At 66.9% G+C, this 435-nt stretch carries 1 pseudogene; it reads left to right on the top strand.

From position 1 onward, the window contains the following. Positions 1-435 (top strand): annotated as a pseudogene (locus A3728_RS13995) (cytochrome c); the annotation flags it as partial.

The raw sequence follows: 435 nt of genomic DNA, 5'->3' as shown, positions 1-435 counted from the left end.
CGAAGCCCCCGCCCACGCGGTGCCCTTCCCCTTCAACCTCCGCCGTGGTCTTGGTTTGTGGAAACTGGCCTTCATGCCGGAGGACTACGCGGTCACGGGTGACCTTGCGCCAGAACAGGCGCGCGGGCGCTACCTTGCCGAAGCATTGGCCCACTGCGGTGAATGCCATACCCCGCGCAACGCCGCGGGCGGGCTTGAACTGCAACGCTGGCTGGCCGGCGCGCCGAACCCGGACGGTAAGGGGCGTATCCCCAATATCACCCCCGCCGAACTGACATGGTCACAGGCCGATATCGTGGGCTATTTCACCACCGGATTCACGCCCGACTACGATACCGCCGGCGCCCAGATGGCGGAGGTCGTCGAAAATCTCGCCATGCTCCCCCCGCAGGACCGGGAGGCGCTGGCCGCCTATCTCATGGTGGTCCCGCCCGT

Origin of the sequence: Sulfitobacter sp. HI0040 (assembly GCF_001634885.1) — a bacterium.
In the GTDB taxonomy this organism is placed as follows: domain Bacteria; phylum Pseudomonadota; class Alphaproteobacteria; order Rhodobacterales; family Rhodobacteraceae; genus Sulfitobacter.
Note: the sequence above shows the minus strand (reverse complement) of the source record. Positions and strands in the feature narration are given on the sequence as shown.